We start from the raw sequence: 16,195 nt of genomic DNA, 5'->3' as shown, positions 1-16,195 counted from the left end.
GCCGCTGGTCAGGGGCAGCGAGACCCGTCCTGGGGAGGACTAAAGTCCCGGTCGTCTCGGACTGACCGCACCCCCGGGTGATCCGCCGGGTGGGTGAGACTCGTGATGTGAGTGGAGAGAACCCCGTCGACCAGAAGCCCGGAGGCAGCAGCCCGGTGACCAGCACAACCACCCGCCCGGCTCGCCGGATCACGATCCGGCAGTTCGTCCCGCCACAGCACGGCGCGTGGGCGATGCTCCTGCTCCCGTACCTGGCCGGGGTCTGCTCGGCCGGCTTCCGCTGGCCCGACCTGCCGCTGCTCGGCGCCTGGCTCGGCGGCTACCTGCTCTCGTACTTCGTCTTCCAGGCGATCAAGTCACGGCGCCCGGCCCGGTACCGCCAGCAGTTCCTGATCTACGGCCTGGCCACCCTGGTCTTCGGGGTGCCGACCGTGCTCGCCGAGCCCAGCCTGCTGCTCTTCGCCCCGGTTTACGCGGTCCTGCTCGCCGTGAACGCCTGGTACGCGTACCGCCGCCGCGAACGCGCCCTGCTCAACGACCTCTCCTCGGTGCTGCAGAGCAGCCTGATGGTCTTCGTGGTCGGCGCGATCGCCGGCCAGACGGTCGGCCACGAGATCGCACCGTTCCTGGTCGTCTTCCTCTACCTGACCGGCGCCGTCTTCTACGTCAAGACGATGATCCGGGAGCGGGAGAGCCCGGGCTACCACCGCGCGTCGATCGCCGTGCACGCGGTCGCGCTCGCCCTCGTCTGCGTACTGGGCCTCTTCGCAACACTGATCTTCGCGTTCCTGCTGGCCCGCGCGTGGTCCCTGCCGGGCCGCGGCCTCACCCCGAAGCGGGTCGGCCTGATCGAGATCGCCGCCAGCGTCCTGGTCTTCCTCACCGCCCTCTCCTGATCGTCACCGCCCTCCCGTCACCGCCCTCCCGTCACCGGCCTCCCGTCACCGGCCTCCCGTCACCGGCCTCGCGTCGCGCGCCGAGCGGTGCGGGCGGTCGGTGCTCACGATCATGGCTGGCCGGGGCGGCAGGAGCTCCCGATCCGCGATCGAGTCCTTCCGGCGCCCCTATAGCGGCTGCACAAGCACGCGCTCGCGGATCGTGAACACCCACAGGCCCTGTCCACGGTTGATCGCGCGCACCCACCGCCCCTCCCACGCCGCTCGTGTACACGCGCCGCCCGGGTGGTCAGGGCACCGGTCCCGTCGTACTGGGACGTCCGGCCCTACCCGCGGGCGTACCGGAAGACGAATCTCGAAGGTGTCAGGAAACATCTGAGGAGGACGTCATGCGCGCCGCCGTGGTCACCAGCTTCGACCAGCCACTCGAGGTCAAGGATGTGGCGCTCCCGGAGCCCGGTCCGGGCCAGATCCAGGTCCGGGTCGAGGCGAGCGGGCTCTGCCACACCGACATCCACGCCGCCCGCGGCGACTGGCCGGTCAAGCCGACCCCGCCGTTCATTCCCGGACACGAGGGCGTCGGCATCGTCGAGAAGACCGGCCCGGGCGTCACGCTGCACGCCGTCGGCGACCGGGTGGCGATCCCGTGGCTCGGGTACGCCTGCGGCACCTGCGAGTACTGCCTGACCGGCTGGGAGACGCTCTGCGAGTCCCAGCTCAACACCGGGTACGCCATCGACGGCGGCCACGCGGAGTACCTGATCGCCGACGCCGACTACACCGTCGCCGTGCCCGCGGGCATCGACCCCGTCGAGGCGGCGCCGCTGACCTGCGCCGGGGTCACCACGTACAAGGCGGTCAAGGTCGGCGGGGTCACCCCGGGCGACCGGGTGGCCATCTTCGGCATCGGCGGCCTCGGGCACCTGGCCCAGCAGTACGCCCAGATCTTCGGCGGCGAGACGATCGCGGTCGACGTCACCGAGGAGAAGCTGGCCCTGGCCAAGCAGCTGGGCGCCTCCCACGTGGTGAACGCGGCCACCACCGACCCGGTCGAGGCGATCACTGCGCTCGGCGGCGCGGACGTGGCGGTGGTGCTCGCGGCCAGCCCGAAGGTCCTGGAACAGGCCCACGCGTCCCTGCGCCGGGGCGGCCGCCTGGTGCTGGTATCGCTGCCGAAGGAGAACGCGATGGCCCTGCCGATCTTCCAAACCGTCCTCAAGGGCATCTCGGTGCTCGGATCGATCGTCGGCACCCGCGCGGACCTGGCCGAGGTGTTCCGCCTGCACGCAGCGGGCCGAACCCGGGTGTTCTACGAGACGCGGCCGCTCACAGAGATCAACGCGGCGATCGAGGACGTGCTGGCCAGCCGGGTCCCAGCGCGCCTGGTCCTGATCCCGTGAACCGGCACTCCCAGGCGCATCTTTCCTGATGCATCTTTCCTGATGCATCAACCACGATGCATCACTCACGATGCATCACTCACGATGCATCACTCACGATGCATCAATGCCAATGCATCATCCGTGATCCACCCCCAGGGCCGACGTGCAAGATCGCGCCCACACCCGGAGGTCCCGGACGGCCCCTCACCCGTCCGGGATCTCCGGCTACCACCGTTCGACGGGAGAGGCATCGTGGACACCATCGCCCGTACCCCGGGACTCACCACCGCAGAGGCCGCAACGCGCCTCGCCGCCGACGGACCCAACGCGGTCGCGCCCCCTCCCCCACGCCGCCTGATCGGCCGCGTCACCCGGCAGCTCGCCGACCCCTTGGTCGCCCTCCTGCTCGCCGCCGCCGTGATCACCGCCCTGCTCGACGACCTCCCCGACACCGCCGTCATCCTGCTCGTCGTCACGGTCAACACGATCATCGGCGTCGTCCAGGAGGTCCGCGCCGACGCCGCCATCGCCGCCCTCGACCAGCTCGCCGCCCCCACCGCCCGCGCCGTACGCGACGGCCACGACCGGATCGTCCCCGCCGCCGACCTGGTCCGCGACGACCTGGTCCGCCTGGAAGCCGGCGACGTCGTCCCCGCCGACCTGCTGCTCATCGAGGCCCAGCAGGCCGCGTTCGACGAGTCCGCCCTGACCGGCGAGTCCGTGCCGGTGCACCGCGAGGCCGGCGAGGACGCCGCCTCCGGAACCGTGCTCGTGACCGGGCGCGCCACCGGCCTGGTCGTCCGGACCGGCGCCGCCAGCTCCCTCGGCCGGATCACCGCACTGGTCACCGCCACCAAGCCCGGCCCGACCCCGCTGCAGCGACGGCTCGCCGGCCTCGGCCGGGTCCTGGGGATCACGGCGGTGGCGGTCTCCGCCGTGGTCTTCGCGTTCGGCGTGCTCGCCGGGCAGCCCGCCGCCCGGATGGCGATCACCGCGGTCAGCCTGGTGGTCGCCGCCGTACCGGAGAGCCTGCCCGCCGTGGTGACCCTCGCCCTGGCGCTCGGGTCCCGCCGGATGGCACGGACCCGGGCGATCCCGCGCCGGCTGCACGCGGTGGAGACGCTCGGCTCGGTCACCGTGATCGCTTCCGACAAGACCGGCACGCTGACCCAGAACCGCATGTCGGTCCAGCAGGCCTTCACCCCGGACGGCGGGCACGTCAGCGTGACCGGAAACGGCTACGACCCCACCGGAGCGATCAGCCCCAACGCCGATCTCCGGCAGCTGGCCCGGGGAGCCCTGCTCTGCAACGACGCCGACCTCATCGCGCCCACCGCGGAACGCCCCGACTGGACGGCGGCCGGCGACCCGATGGAGGCGGCGCTGCTCACCTTCGCCGAACGCGCCGGACTCGACGTCGCCGCCGAGCGGGCGCTGGCACCCCGTGTCGACGAGCAACCGTTCGACCAGGCCAACCGCAGGATGACCACCGTGCACCGGCTCGGCGAACGTGACTACCTCACCGTCCGCAAGGGCGCTCCGGAGAACGTCCTGGACCCGGCGACCGACGGCGAACTGCTCACCGCGGCCGCCCGGCTCGCCGCGGACGGGCTGCGGGTCCTGGCCGTCGCCACCGCCGCCAGCACGACCCGGCCGGACCCGCTGAACCCTCCGGAGCTGCGGGCCGCCGGGATCGTCGCGATCGGCGACCCGCTGCGCCGCACCGCCCGGGACACCGCGGCGGCGTTCGAGGCGGCCGGCGTACGACTGCTCCTGATCACCGGCGACCACCCCGCGACCGCCGGCGCGATCGGCAACCAGCTGGGCATTCTCGGTCCCGGCGACCGGGTGGTCACCGGGGACGCGGGGCCGCCGAGCGCCGACGACATCGCGCACGCCCGGGTCTACGCGCGTACCCAGCCCGACCAGAAGATGGACATCATCGCCGGGCTTCAGCAGCGCGGCGAGGTCGTCGCGATGACCGGCGACGGCGTGAACGACGCGCCCGCCCTGCGCCGGGCGGACATCGGCGTCGCGATGGGCAGCGGCACCGAGGTCGCCCGCCAGGCCGCCGAGCTGGTCCTGGTCGACGACAACCTGGGCACGGTGGCGGAGGCGATCGGCGAGGGACGCCGGATCTACGACAACATCAAGAGATTTCTCCGGTACGCGCTCTCCGGCGGCATCGCCGAGCTCCTGGTCATGCTGATCGGCCCGCTGTTCGGGATGACCCTCGCGCTGCTGCCCGGCCAGCTGCTCTGGATCAACCTGCTCACCCACGGCATCCCGGGTGTGGCCCTGGGCGCCGAACCCGCCGAGTCGGACGTGCTGCGCCGCGGCCCCCGCTCGCCGCAGGAGTCCGTACTCGGCGACGGCCTGCTCGCCAGCGTGCTCGCCGGTGGTGTCTGCCTGGCCACCGTGGTGCTCGGCGCCGGTGTCCTGGCCGACCACCTCGGCCGTCCGTGGCAGTCGGTGATGTTCGTCGTGCTCGGGCTGGCCCAGCTCGGCGTCGCTCTCGCGGTCCGCGCCAAGGCCTCTCCGGGTACGCCCCGGAACCGCGCCCTGCTCGGCGCGGTCGCCGCCGCCGCGATCCTGCAGGTCGCCGGCGTCCTGCTCACGCCGTTGCAGACCCTGCTCGGCACCGAGGCCCTGACCCTCACCGAGCTGCTGGCCTGCGCCGCCGTCGCGGTGATCCCGGGCGTGGCCCTGCGCCTCGTCCAGCGCTGAGAACGGACGGGACTTTCGGCCCGTCCGAAGGGGACCTGACACCCTGCTCCACAGCATCGAAGAACGTCACGATTAAGGGGAAGGACGAGGAAAGCGAGGCCACCATGACCAGGGCCATCGTCGTCGGAACCGACGGCACCGACTACTCCAGCATCGCCGTCGACTGGGCGGCCCACGAGGCGCGGCGCCGCCGTCTCCCGCTGCGGATCGTGCACGCCTACGACTGGGACTGGCAGCAGGCCCGGTTCAGCGTCGGGAACGCGTACGTCGAGATGGCGCGCACGTTCGCCGAGGGCGTCGTGGCCGGGGCGCTCGACCGGGCACGGCAGATCGCCCCGAGCATCGAGATCACCACCGACACCATGATCGGGAACGCCGTCCCTCGGCTGCTCGAGGCCGCCGCCGGCGCGGAGCTCCTGGTGGTCGGCGGACGCGGGCGGGGCGGGTTCACCGGCCTGCTGCTCGGCTCGGTCAGCCAGCAGATGGCCACGCACGCACCGTGCCCGGTCGTCGTGGTCCGCGGGCACGCCAGCGTCACCGGCCGCCCGATCGTCGCCGGGGTGGACGACTCCCCCGCCGCCGAGCACGTCCTGGAGACCGCGTTCACCATGGCCGCCGAGGAGGACGCCGACCTGACAGTGGTCCGCGCCTACCTCCCGGTGATCCCGCTCTGGATCGCCGGGGTGGCTCCGGCCACGCTCGACATGCCCGAGCAGGACGCCGACGAGCAGAAGGCCCTGGACGAGCAGCTCGCCCCGTGGCGGGCGAAGTTCCCCGAGGTCCGGGTACGCACCACGGTCACCCACGAGAGCGCGGCGTTCACCCTGGTCGAGGCCTCCCGCAAGGCCCGCCTGGTGATCGTCGGCAGCCGCGGCCACGGCGTACTCGCCGGTTCCCTGATCGGCTCCACCGGCCTGCAGCTCCTACACCACGCGATCGCCCCGGTCTACGTCGTCCGTCCACAGCCCGCCTGAGCGGGACTCCACCGGGTCGCCGGCGTCGGCCGGACCCCCGACTGGTGCACAGGGGTGCCTCGCCCCGGTTGAGACACCCCTGAACACCAGCCACCACGAGCGACAACAGCACCACCCGAGGAAACGAAATGCCCGGCCGCCACCCCGGCCGGGCATTTCTCGTAGACCGCGGCGTGGTGCACCGGCGGCCGTCCCGGCTGGCGCCCAGGGGTGACCCTGCTGGCCGGGCGGCACCCCACGGGCGGTGAGCCGGCGGCCCAGGGCGCCTCGGCCGATCGGCTGGCGATCCGGGGCGCCTCGCGCTGGTCGGCTGGCGATCCGGGGTGTCTCAGGCGCCCCGAGAGACCCTTGAACACCAGCCACGCCGGGAAAGCTGGCACCCAGAGGTCACTCAAGCCCGCCGACACACCCCTGACCACCAGCCACCAAGATCATCTCAGCAGTTGATCATGAAAAGTCGATCAAGACCGGCCAAGCAGGGCCCACCCGACCGGGGGAACCCCCGCCGGAATTGACCAGCGGAGTTACACCTGGCGGCCGGCCACGGGCTGGCGTCGGGCGGCGTGAGCGGCACAGAGGAAAGGCGCGAGCGGCACAGAGGAAAGCCCCGGGCTCCCGACCGGGGCTTTCTTCAGCGTCTCTCAGGCGGCGGTGGGTGCCGCGGGGCCCTGGTGCGGGCGGCGGCGGATGCGGCGCAGGCGGGAACGCAGCCGCTCCTGCATCAGGTCGGTGGCCTCCTGGAGGGTCTCGCCCACCGCGTGGACGTGCACGCCGACGCCGTTCACGTCGACGTGGGCGTCGACCCGGTCGCCGTAGGAGGCCGAGTCCAGCGTGAGCGAGGTCCGGATCACCGGGGCCGGGGCGTGGTGGAGGGCGGCCTCCAGCTTGCCGACGGCGTAGGCCGTGGCCTCCCGGCTGACGTCACCGTGGGTGTGCACCTGCGGGTGGACGTGCTCGCTCCGGTCAACCGGAACCTGCGGCGAGGTGCGGTCGATCTGGTCGATGCGGCTCATCAGTGCCTCCCTGACCATTCCCGGACGTTTCCGCCGGGGCATGACTCCATGATCAACCAGCGGGGAGGGGGCGGCCAGGGTCGAAAGGCCCGAGGTGCGCACGACGCCGGGGCGGCGCCTTTTGAGCGCGGCGGCCCGCCCCGACGGCGTACGCGAAGAATGCCGGAAGCGTCAGCCGCGGTCGCTCGGCCGGTCCCGAAGCTCGACCTCGGCGGTGTTCTGCAGGTAGCTCTGATGCGAGACCGGGACCAGCACCGCGTCGTCGTGGAAGGCGCGCAGCGTGGTCGAGCCGCAGCTGATCAGCGTGGCCTTGAGCTTGCTGACCGTGGTGGCGACGTTGTCCGGGAGACTGCCGGCGTAGGGGACGTAGCCGTCCACGCCCTCCTCGAAGACCAGCTGGTCGCCGCCGCCGTGCTCGTAGCGGCTGACGTTGCGGGCGCGCTGGGAGCCCTCGCCCCAGTACTCCTTGAACATCTGGCCACGAACCCGGACCAGCGGCGACGGGCTCTCGTCGAAGCGGGCGAAGTAGCGGCCCAGCATCACGAAGTCGGCGCCCAGGGCCAGCGCGATCGCCATGTGGTAGTCGCTGAGCAGCCCGCCGTCGCAGCAGATCGGAATGTACTCGCCGGTCTCGGCGGCGTACGCGTCCCGCTCGGCGACCACGTCGATCAGCGCCGACGCCTGACCGCGACCGATCCCCTTCTGGTCGCGGGTGATGCAGATCGAGCCGCCGCCGATACCGACCTTGACGAAGTCCGCGCCCGCCTCGGCGAGATAGCGGAACGCCCGGCCGTCGACCACGTTCCCGGCGCCGATCCGGACCGTGTCGCCGTACGTCTCCCGGACGTAGCGCAGCGTCTCGGCCTGCCAGACCGAGTAGCCGTCGGACGAGTCGATGCAGAGCAGGTCGGCCCCCGCCTCGACCAGCGCCGGAATGCGATCGCGGTAGTCCCGGGTGTTGACGCCGGCCCCGACCCGGAACCGCTTCTCGCCGTCGACGCTCTCGTTGCGGAACCGCTTGTGCAGCTCGTAGTCGGCGCGCAGCACGATCGCCTCGACCCGGCCCTCCGGGTCCAGCACCGGCAGCAGATCCAGGCGCTGGTCCCAGAGCAGCGTGTTCGCCTCGGAGAGGGTGATACCCGAGTCCGCGGTGACGATCTCACCGGCCCGGCGCATCCGTGAGGCCACCGGATCGTCCAGGTCGTGCCGCTGCGGGTGATAGTCCTTCGTGGAGATCAGCCCGAGGAGCCGGCCCTTGGGCGTGCCGTCGTCGGTGACCACCGCGATGTCCCGCTCGGCGGTGTTCAGCAGCTTGGTGACCTCGCCGAGCGTCGCATCCGGACCGATGTTGATGTCCGAGTGCCGGAAGCCCGCCTTGTGCCGCTTGACCGCGGCGACCATCGCGGCCTGCTCCTCGACCGGCTGGTTCTGATGCAGGAAGCTCAGCCCGCCGGTCTGTGCCAGCGCGATCGCCAGTCTCGGCGACGAGACGGCACCCATGATCGCGCTGGTCAACGGCACCGCGATGCGCAGCGAGGAGTCCTGCCCGACACGGTGGCGGACCAGCCCGGTGCTGAGGTCGACCCCCGCGGGCACGCACGCCTCGGTCGTCAGGTTGGGCACGAGCAGGTATTCGTTGAGGGTCCGCGACACCTCTTCGAGGATCTTCATGCCCGCCGATTCTCCCGCCTCTTGACTTTTTATGGTCAACGGGGGTGGCCGCCGATGGATACGGGCCGTCAGCCTGCGGCGGTCTCCCCGGCGAGCCGTTCCAGGGCGGGCAGCGCGGCCACGATGGTCTCGCAGTCCGCCGGGTCGAGGCGGTCGAAGAGCTTGTCCAGGGTGGCGACGTAGTAGGCGTGCGTGCGGGCGATCAGCGCCCGCCCCTCCTCGGTCACCTCGACCAGGACCACCCGGCCGTCCTGCGCGTCGGCGGTGCGCAGGACCAGACCGGCGCGTTCCAGCCGGCCGACCAGCTGGGTCATGCCGGGCTGCGAGGTGCGCTCCAGCCGGGCCAGGTCGGTGATCCGGGACGGGCCCTCCCGGTCGAGGCGGCGCAGCACTCCGAGCGCGACCGGACTCGGATTGTCCGGGCTGTCGAGTTGCCGCAGGAACCGGACCAGCTGGGCGAGAACGGGCAACAGCTGTGACCCACGACTCTCATCGGCAACCATGTGCATAACCCATGATGACCGATGGCGTCGAGCACCCGTGATGCGGAAGCGCCGCGATGGTGTTACGCCATCGGTATGACAGGGTATGTCGCTAAGCAGGCCCGACCCGCAAAGATCGAAACTGTGACGGAGACACTCTCATCGCTGGTCCCCCCTGCGCTGGGCGAGCTGACCGCTGCTGATCCCGTTCTCCGGCACGGTGCGATCCGTAGGCTCTACCAGCTCGCCCCGGACGGCGAGGACGTCCAGCCGTGGGTGGTCGCGGCGTTGCCGTTCCTGATGCGGATCGCCCTGGACACCGGGGCCGCGGACCGGGGGCGCATCCTGCACCTGGTGGGTGACCTGGCCGGCGCGGACCGGACCTGGCACATGGCCGGGCAGACGCTGCTGGCCAAGCGCGCGCTCGCCGCCGAGCCGGGGCTGGCCGACCTGCTCGCGGACGACGACGCGGCGGTCCGGGAGGCGGCGGCGTACACGCTCCGGGCCGTCGCCCGCCTGCTCCCCGGGCTCACCGAGACGCTGCGTGAGCAGTTCACCGTCGAGACCGACGCTACGGTACGGGTCACCCTCCTCAAGACCAGCGTGATCGCCGGGAGCACCGGGAGCGACCACGAGGTGACCAAGCTCTGGCTCGCCGAGGTCGCCGACACCGACGAGGATCTGTACGTCCGGATCACCGCGCTGACCGAGATGACGGCGCTGTTCAACCCGCCGCCCTTCGACGCGGGCCGGGCGCGGGAGACGCTGCTGGGCGCGTACCGGGCGGGACTCAACCGGGAGCAGGCGCCGATCGACGACACGGTCGCGCCGCTGCTGGCCGGGCGGCGGATGGCGGCGCGCAAGTGGACGCCCGGTTTCCACCAGGTGCTCAGCGCGGTGCGGGCGACGTACCGGGACGACGTGCACGCGCACCTGGGCCTGCTCGAACAGCTCCTCGAACTGGACGGCCGGGACGCCCGGCAGGACGCGCTCTATCAGGCGCGGTCGGTGGTCCAGCGGTTGCGGGGGCCGTACACGGCCCTGGTCCGGCGGACCGCGGAGCTGCTGCACGACCGGGATCCCCAGGTACGGGCGGCGGCGCTGCGGCTGCTGGTCGGCATCGGCGAGGCGGCGCGCCCGGCCGCGGACTCGGTCCACGTCGCGCTCGCGCACCGTTCGCTCTGGGTCACCGAGGGGGTGCAGGGCCCCGCGCTCGGGCCGGCCGTCCAGGTGCTCGCGGAGCTCCGTGACGAGCGCGCGCTGCCGATCCTGGAGCGCCTGCTGGACGAGGCGCCGCACGCCCACGATCTGCACTTCCAGATCTCGGGGTACGGGTCCCGGGCGCGGAGGTTGAGCCGGACGCTGCAGCGCCGCCTGCGGGGCCTGCACCCGGAGATGTTCGCCGAGCCGTGGCGCTACGACGCGCACCGGGTGGCCCTGCTGAACGCGGTGACCGCGGTGGCGCCGCAGGAGGCGGCCGACTATCTGGCGCGGGAGCCGTTCACCACGACCACTCTCGGTCTGCTGGCCCGGTCCGGCCGGGCCTCGGCGGGCCGGGCGCCGGAGATCCGGGGCTTCCTGACCAGCGACGACCCGTCGACGGCCCTGGCCGCGGCCCGCGCGATCTGGCACGTGGCCGGGGACGCGGAGTCGGCGGCGGAGGTCTACCACCGGTTCGTCGACGTGCCGGAGCACGCGGTGGCCGCGATCGACGGCTTCGCCGAGCTGGGCATCAGCGCGGCGAAGCACGCCCGGCGGCTCTCGGCGGCGCGGCGGCGGGGTGCGGACAGCGAGGTGGTCGTGGCGGCGGCCAACGCGCTGTGGCGGATGTCCGGGAACCCGACGGCGGCGTGGACTCTGGGCCGGGCGTGGCAGGAGGCGCCCCGCACACGGCCCCGGATCGCGCGGCTGTGGGCGGAGACCGGGTCGGGGCGGTACGCGGCGCGCTACGTGCGGGCCGAGCTGGCCACGGTGACCCGGCACAACGCCAATCATCACGGGATGCTGCCCTCCGAGGTGACCGAGGACGAGCAGTTGCTGGCACTGTGCCGGGAGCTGACCGCCACCACCCGGGCGTGACCTGGAATGGCCCGGGTCGCGGCCCGGGCCATTCCTCAGCTCCAATGCCTGATGACGCCGGAGAGGCCCAGCGTGAAAAGGATCAGGAATACCGCGAGATAGTACGGGTACCAGCGGCGCAGACGATTCAGCGCCGCGCCGAGAGCGCCGAACGCGAGGCCGATCGCGATGATCCGGATGAACCGGCCGGGCAGCGTGTTCAGCAGGAACGGGATCAGGCCCAGGTGGTTCTCGCCGGCCGTGGCGCCGTACACCTTGAACGGGATGCCGTTGAACGCCTGATGCCGCAGCCCCTGCGGTCCGAACTGGGCGATCTGCTCGTTCAGGAAGGCGTGCATCCGGGCCGTGGTGAGCAGTTGCGGCAGGTGTACGCCGTGCGCGGAGAGCAGGTACATCAGCACGCCGCCGCAGAGGGTGCCCACCGCGGCGGCCGGTGCGAGACGCCGGGCCGAGCGCGGGGCGGCCACGCAGACGATCGCCAGCGCGAACTCCGGGATGAGCGGCCAGAACAGGGCTTCGGCCACCGCCCAGAGGAAGACGGCGAGCAGCCCGGTCCGGGAGTGCGCGAACGCGGCGATCCGCCGGCGCAGCGCCGAATCCGGCGTCTCCGCATCGACTCCGGCGACCGGAGGGACGTCGGTCGTGGGAGCGGCGGTCGTGGGAGCGGCGGTGCGGGCGGTCTCTGGGGTCTGCGACAGGTCGGCCACGGCTCTCCGTGCCTCCTCAAGATCGTGGGTGGGTGTTCCGAATCGGACGGTGACCGGGTGACGGCGTAGGTGACCGTGGACCGGGAGGAGACCGCCGGAACCGGTTATCCCGGCGGGGACCAGCGGCACGCCGGCCCGGGCGGCGAGCCGGGCGGCACCGGGGCGGAACGGGGCGAGCGCGCCGTCGCGGCTGCGGGTGCCCTCCGGGTAGACGATCACCAGGTGACCGGCGGCGAGCAGCGATTCCGCCCGGGCCAGTCCTTCCTCTCCGCGGGCCAGGGGGAACGCTCCGGCGAGCCATCGGCAGATCCGGCTGCGCCAGGGGCGGGTGAACCAGTAGGCCGGTGAGGCGGCCACCCGGGGCGAGTTGGTAGCGGGGAGGGCGGCGAGCAGGGCGGGGGTGTCCGCGTGCGAGCGGTGGTTGGCCACCACGACACACGGACCGGCGGGGATGCCGCCGTACACCCGCAAACCGCCGGTGAGCCGGAACGCGACCCGCCAGAGCAGGCGCCGCAGACGCGCGCCGCCGCGGGCGGGCGCCGGGAAGACACGATCCCGCCGGGGCGCCACGATCTCCGCGCTGAACGGGGTCACGACAGGATCACCGCGAGCGCGAGGGCGATCAGCAGGGAGTCGATGCGGTCCAGCAGGCCACCGAAGCCGGGGAGCCAGGTGCCCGCGTCCTTGACCCCGGCACCGCGTTTGAGCATCGATTCGAGCAGGTCGCCGAGGGGTGCGCCGACCACCACCGCGATGATCAGGGCCGGGGTCAGGGCGTCGCAGACCGCGAGGGTGCCGATGCCGGCGAGCGCGCCGCCGAGGACGCCGAGCCAGCGTTTGCCGGGCGAGAGCGGGGAGAGCCGTGGGCCGCCGAAGGCCTTGCCGCAGCACCACGCGGCCACGTCGGCGAGCGAGACGGCGACGAAGAGCGGCAGGGCGGCGTCGCCGAGCGTGACCAGGCCGGTCAGGGTGGCCAGCCAGGCGAACCCGAGGACTGCGTACGCGGACCGGGCGGCCCCGTTCACGCCGTCGCCGGCCAGCACCGGGGTGAGGACGACGGCGAGCGCGGCGACGGCGAGCACCCGGGGCGCACCGGCGGTGACGATGGTGGCGGTCAGCGCGACGGCCACCACGATCGTGTCGGGGATCGGGAGGCGGACCAGGCGGCGGTACTCCAGCAGCCCGGCCAGGGCGAGCCCGGTGGCGAGGGCAGCGGCCCCGGGACGGCCGAGGAGCATCGCGGCGCCGAGGAGCGGGGCGGTCACCGCCCAGGTGGCCCACCGCAGGATCAGCTCACGGCGCCGGGAGATCACCACGCCGACGCCACCGACGGAGAGCACCCCGGCCACATAGGGCGCGGTATCGAATACGGTCAGCACGGCAGCACCTCGCGCAGGCGCCACAGGCGGAGCAGGACGGTGAGCAGCGAGCCGACCGCGAGGACGACCAGCAGCGGTGTCGCCCAGCCGACGGCCGCGATGATCGCCAGGACGAGGCAGCGCTCGGTCTTGCCCATCGGCCCGCCGGTGAGCCGGGTCCCGCCGGCGGCCGCACCGGCCAGGGAGACCCAGGAGGGTGTCGACGCGGCGAGGGCGGCGACCGCGACCAGTGCCGCCGGTGCCAGGACGACGCAGCCGGCCAGCGCGAAGAGTTCGGCCAGCCGGTCGCCGATCTCGTTGACCACGCTGCCGAACCGGCTGTCCGTGCCGGTCTCCCGGGCCACCGCGCCGTCCAGGTTGGCCAGGGCGAGCCGGAGCGCCAGCAGCACGAAGACGGCCGTCCCGGCCACCGGGCCGGGACGCAGGACGGCGAGGGTCAGGCCGGCGGCGGCCCCGGCGAGCACCCCGGCCGCCGAGATCAGGTGCGGCGAGACGGCGCGCGCGACCAGCAGGTGACGGACCGGCCGGAGCCGGTCGGCGTACCACGGTTTCAGGGAGTAGAGGCCGTTCATGGAATTCAGCCTCGTCGATGAGTGGCCGCCCGGCCCGAGCGCGCGTACCTAGGTACTCCACCCGTGTTGCACGGCGTACCGGGTGAGCTCGGTCCGGTTGGCCAGGTGGAGTTTGTGCAGGATGTTCTGCACGTGGTTCTGCACCGTGCGATGCGACACGGAGAGCTCCGCGGCGATCTCCCGGTAGGAGCGCCCGGTCGCCACCAGCCGGACGATCTCGCGTTCCCGCCCGGTCAGCCGGCCCAGCTCCCCGGCGGGCTCGGTGGTCACCCGGCGGTAGTCCCCCAGCACCAGTGAGGCCAGCCCGGGGGCGAAGGCCGGCTCCCCGGCCGCGACCGCCGCCACGGCCGCCAGGAACTCGGCCCGGCTCGCCGACTTGAGCAGGTAGCCGTGCGCCCCGGCGCGGATCGCCGCGAGCATGCCCGCCGGGTCGCCGCTCGCCGAGAGGACCAGCACCCGGGCGGTCGGCAGCACCGCGAGCAGCCCGCCGATCGCGACCGGGCCGGGCAGGTCGGGCAGCCCGAGGTCGAAGATGACCACCTCCGGACGGGTGGCCGGCGCGATCCGGGCCGCCTGGGCGCCCTCGCCGACCGCCGCCACCACCACGTACCCCGCCTCGATCAGGTCCCGGCTGAGCGCCTCGCGCCACATCGGATGATCGTCGACGACCAGCACCCGGGCGCTCACCGGGGAACGCTCAGCTCGACCAGGGTGCCGAGACCGGGCGCGCTGGAGATGTCCGCCGCCCCACCCAGGTCGTGCAGCCGCCCGCGGATCGACCGGGCGATGCCGAGCCGCCCCTCCACCCCGGCCTGCGCCGCCCGTTCCGGTGCCATGCCGGGCCCGTCGTCCCTGATCAGAATCCGCACCCGGTCCGGCTCGGCCTCGATCAGCACCCACGCCCGCGCCCCGGGACCACAGTGCCGCGCGACGTTGTCCAGGGCACTCTCCACCGCGAACGTCAGCTCCCGTACGGTCCCCGCGGGCAGCCACACCGGAACCCGCGGTTCGAGGACCGCGACCCCGGGCCGCCGGGCGGCCTCGCGCAGGGCGGCCGCGAGTTCCCGTTCGCCGTCGCGGGGCGCACCCCGGGGCGCCACCATGACCTCGCGGAGCACCCGCTCCTGCCCGCCCGCGAGCCGCCCGAGTTCGGCGGCCTCCCCGCCGAGTTCGGCGCCGCGCCGGGCGATCATCGCGAGCGACTGCAGCACGGTGTCGTGGATGTCCCGGGAGAGCCGTTCGCGTTCCCGGGCGGCGGCCTCACGCTGCAGGGCCTCGCGGAGCCGCTGGGCCAGGGCGAGGTGGCGGCGGTCGCTGAGCCCGACGGCGAGCGCGGCGAGCAGCATCAGGACGGAGACGCCGAGGGTGTTGGCCCGGTCGCCGAAGGCCGTACCGATCCCGATCAGGCATCCGGCGGCGACCAGCCCGCCGCGCCACCCCTCGGCGAGGGTCCAGGCGACGATCAGGCTCGCCGGCCACCACCCGGTGATCCGGACCGACTCGGTGACGGTGGCGGCCACCCCCTCGACCAGGACTCCGGCGCGGATCACCGCGACGGTGACCGCGAGGTCGAGCAGCAGGACGACCCGCCGGTGCCGGTCGAACCGCGGGTACGCCCACGCGGTCAGCGCGGTCCAGAGGGCGATCCCGGCGAAGAGCGGCCAGGCGGCCGCGCGGTGCTGGTAGTGCCCGCCGTCCCGGATCATCTGGGCCGCGATCCCGGCGAGGGCGACCGCGCGGAAGACGAGGAGCGACCTTACCGAACCCTGACCTTCGACATCCATAGATGTCTATATAATCCTCGGCCGCCCCGGAAGATAGACGCTAGCCGTAAAGAAGTCAGGCCTTGACGATGTTCCCGTCGCTGACCTCGATCGCGATGGAGGTCAGCGCGGTGGTCGCCGGGCCGCCGGTCGGCTCGCCCGTGGAGATCGAGAACGTGCTGTTGTGGCAGGCGCACTTGATCGACTCATCCTCCACCGAGGAGACCGTGCAGCCCTGGTGAGTGCAGACGTTGGTGAAGCACTTGTACGTCCCGGACTCGGGTTGCGTCACCACGTAGCTGGTGGTGATGACCCCGCCGTCGACGGGCACGTCCGACGTCGCGACGATCACCTCGGCGGTACTGTCCGACGTCACCGACGTGGACGTGGTCGCGGTGGCCTCGGTCGTGGCGGTCGTGGTGGTGGTGGTGCTCTCACTCGACGCGTCGTCGTCGGAGTCGGAGCCACACCCCGCGAGGAAGAGGGTCGCACCGGCCGTGACCATCACCGACCGTCGATCGACACCGTCCTGAACACTCATGTCCCCGAA

At 72.8% G+C, this 16,195-nt stretch carries 14 protein-coding genes; 5 read left to right on the top strand and 9 right to left on the bottom strand.

Annotation, left to right across the window (positions count from 1 at the left end):
* Positions 1–155 precede the first annotated feature (155 nt).
* The 4 genes from AB0M08_RS32330 to AB0M08_RS32315 all read left to right on the top strand — a co-directional run bounded on the left by AB0M08_RS32330 (position 156) and on the right by AB0M08_RS32315 (position 5,979).
* Positions 156–896 (top strand): YwiC-like family protein, encoded by a 741-nt coding sequence (locus AB0M08_RS32330; protein WP_364501517.1) that lies wholly within the window; start codon positions 156–158, stop codon positions 894–896.
* A gap of 389 nt (positions 897–1,285) precedes the next feature.
* A complete protein-coding gene (gene adhP, locus AB0M08_RS32325) occupies positions 1,286–2,296 on the top strand; it encodes an alcohol dehydrogenase AdhP (RefSeq protein ID WP_364501514.1) in 1,011 nt (336 codons plus the stop codon).
* A 234-nt stretch (positions 2,297–2,530) separates the two neighbouring features.
* Entirely contained in the window at positions 2,531–5,005 is a 2,475-nt protein-coding gene (locus AB0M08_RS32320) for a cation-transporting P-type ATPase (protein ID WP_364501511.1), read from the top strand.
* A gap of 104 nt (positions 5,006–5,109) precedes the next feature.
* The gene (locus tag AB0M08_RS32315) at positions 5,110–5,979 is read left to right on the top strand and encodes a universal stress protein (RefSeq protein WP_364501508.1); all 870 of its coding nucleotides are present in this window, start codon (positions 5,110–5,112) and stop codon (positions 5,977–5,979) included.
* A 641-nt stretch (positions 5,980–6,620) separates the two neighbouring features.
* Here the strand turns inward: AB0M08_RS32315 and AB0M08_RS32310 are convergent.
* From AB0M08_RS32310 to AB0M08_RS32300, 3 genes are all read right to left on the bottom strand, one after another.
* Entirely contained in the window at positions 6,621–6,992 is a 372-nt protein-coding gene (locus tag AB0M08_RS32310) for an HPF/RaiA family ribosome-associated protein (protein WP_364501505.1), read from the bottom strand.
* A 171-nt stretch (positions 6,993–7,163) separates the two neighbouring features.
* Positions 7,164–8,663 carry an IMP dehydrogenase gene (locus tag AB0M08_RS32305; protein WP_364501502.1) on the bottom strand — a complete coding sequence of 500 codons (1,500 nt, stop codon included), beginning with the start codon at positions 8,661–8,663 and terminating at the stop codon, positions 7,164–7,166.
* A gap of 68 nt (positions 8,664–8,731) precedes the next feature.
* The gene (locus AB0M08_RS32300) at positions 8,732–9,166 is read right to left on the bottom strand and encodes a MarR family transcriptional regulator (protein ID WP_364501499.1); all 435 of its coding nucleotides are present in this window, start codon (positions 9,164–9,166) and stop codon (positions 8,732–8,734) included.
* A 123-nt stretch (positions 9,167–9,289) separates the two neighbouring features.
* Between AB0M08_RS32300 and AB0M08_RS32295 the strand changes: the two genes are divergently transcribed.
* Positions 9,290–11,224: a hypothetical protein gene (locus AB0M08_RS32295; RefSeq protein WP_364501496.1), complete on the top strand. Its 1,935-nt coding sequence runs from the start codon at positions 9,290–9,292 to the stop codon at positions 11,222–11,224.
* A gap of 35 nt (positions 11,225–11,259) precedes the next feature.
* Here the strand turns inward: AB0M08_RS32295 and AB0M08_RS32290 are convergent, their stop codons facing one another.
* From AB0M08_RS32290 to AB0M08_RS32265, 6 genes are read right to left on the bottom strand one after another with little or no spacing between them, the layout of a single operon-like run.
* Entirely contained in the window at positions 11,260–12,525 is a 1,266-nt protein-coding gene (locus AB0M08_RS32290) for a lysophospholipid acyltransferase family protein (RefSeq protein WP_364501493.1), read from the bottom strand.
* A complete protein-coding gene (locus AB0M08_RS32285) occupies positions 12,522–13,310 on the bottom strand; it encodes a phosphatidate cytidylyltransferase (protein WP_364501490.1) in 789 nt (262 codons plus the stop codon). The genes AB0M08_RS32290 and AB0M08_RS32285 overlap by 4 nt, the downstream gene beginning before the upstream one ends.
* Complete coding sequence (locus AB0M08_RS32280; RefSeq protein ID WP_364501487.1) at positions 13,304–13,882, bottom strand: CDP-alcohol phosphatidyltransferase family protein; 579 nt, start codon at positions 13,880–13,882, stop codon at positions 13,304–13,306. Before AB0M08_RS32280 ends, AB0M08_RS32285 begins: the two co-directional genes overlap by 7 nt.
* 48 nt (positions 13,883–13,930) lie before the next feature.
* A complete protein-coding gene (locus AB0M08_RS32275; RefSeq protein ID WP_364501485.1) occupies positions 13,931–14,569 on the bottom strand; it encodes a response regulator transcription factor in 639 nt (212 codons plus the stop codon).
* Positions 14,566–15,666, bottom strand: coding sequence for an ATP-binding protein (locus tag AB0M08_RS32270; protein ID WP_364501482.1), 1,101 nt, complete (start codon positions 15,664–15,666; stop codon positions 14,566–14,568). Before AB0M08_RS32270 ends, AB0M08_RS32275 begins: the two co-directional genes overlap by 4 nt.
* Positions 15,667–15,721: 55 nt before the next feature.
* On the bottom strand, positions 15,722–16,186 hold the full coding sequence (locus AB0M08_RS32265) for a Rieske (2Fe-2S) protein (RefSeq protein ID WP_364501479.1): 465 nt from the start codon (positions 16,184–16,186) through the stop codon (positions 15,722–15,724).
* Positions 16,187–16,195 lie beyond the last annotated feature (9 nt).

This window comes from Actinoplanes sp. NPDC051851 (assembly GCF_040681165.1).
Taxonomy (GTDB): domain Bacteria; phylum Actinomycetota; class Actinomycetes; order Mycobacteriales; family Micromonosporaceae; genus Actinoplanes.
This window is presented reverse-complemented; position numbering and strand designations above follow the sequence as displayed.

Coding starts and splice junctions, on each gene's coding strand:
- adhP (WP_364501514.1), top strand. CDS start 1,286: ATGCGCGCCGCCGTGGTCACCAGCTTCGACCAGCCACTCGAGGTCAAG.
- AB0M08_RS32280 (WP_364501487.1), bottom strand. CDS start 13,882: ATGAACGGCCTCTACTCCCTGAAACCGTGGTACGCCGACCGGCTCCGG.
- AB0M08_RS32270 (WP_364501482.1), bottom strand. CDS start 15,666: ATGGATGTCGAAGGTCAGGGTTCGGTAAGGTCGCTCCTCGTCTTCCGC.
- AB0M08_RS32300 (WP_364501499.1), bottom strand. CDS start 9,166: ATGGTTGCCGATGAGAGTCGTGGGTCACAGCTGTTGCCCGTTCTCGCC.
- AB0M08_RS32305 (WP_364501502.1), bottom strand. CDS start 8,663: ATGAAGATCCTCGAAGAGGTGTCGCGGACCCTCAACGAATACCTGCTC.
- AB0M08_RS32310 (WP_364501505.1), bottom strand. CDS start 6,992: ATGAGCCGCATCGACCAGATCGACCGCACCTCGCCGCAGGTTCCGGTT.
- AB0M08_RS32315 (WP_364501508.1), top strand. CDS start 5,110: ATGACCAGGGCCATCGTCGTCGGAACCGACGGCACCGACTACTCCAGC.
- AB0M08_RS32265 (WP_364501479.1), bottom strand. CDS start 16,186: ATGAGTGTTCAGGACGGTGTCGATCGACGGTCGGTGATGGTCACGGCC.